Source organism: Marinicella gelatinilytica (assembly GCF_026410405.1).
Classification (GTDB): Bacteria; Pseudomonadota; Gammaproteobacteria; order Xanthomonadales; family Marinicellaceae; genus Marinicella; species Marinicella gelatinilytica.
Genome location: NZ_JAPMLN010000039.1, coordinates 1 through 335, shown reverse-complemented (window position 1 = coordinate 335; position 335 = coordinate 1). Strand labels below are relative to the sequence as shown.

The 335-nt window shown below is 45.4% G+C and carries 1 protein-coding gene; it reads left to right on the top strand.

Translation table 11 applies throughout. The features are described 5' to 3' along the window. On the top strand, positions 1-335 hold a 335-nt coding region (locus tag OS173_RS13250), incomplete at both ends, for an EF-Tu/IF-2/RF-3 family GTPase (protein ID WP_267184762.1).

Genomic DNA, 335 nt, shown 5'->3' with positions numbered 1-335 from the left:
CCTGGTGATGACACGCCATTGGTTAAAGGATCAGCTTTGAAAGCCTTAGAAGGCGACACCAGTGATATCGGTGTACCGGCTGTACAAAAGCTGTTGGATGAGATGGATTCTTATTTTCCTGAGCCTGAGCGTGACACAGCGAAACCATTCTTGATGCCGATTGAAGACATTTTCTCAATTTCAGGTCGTGGTACTGTTGTTACTGGCCGTATTGAAACCGGTGTTGTTAATGTTGGTGAAGAGATTGAAATTGTTGGTATCCGTGATACCACCAAGACCATTTGTACCGGTGTTGAGATGTTCCGTAAATTGTTGGATTCCGGTGAAGCCGGTGA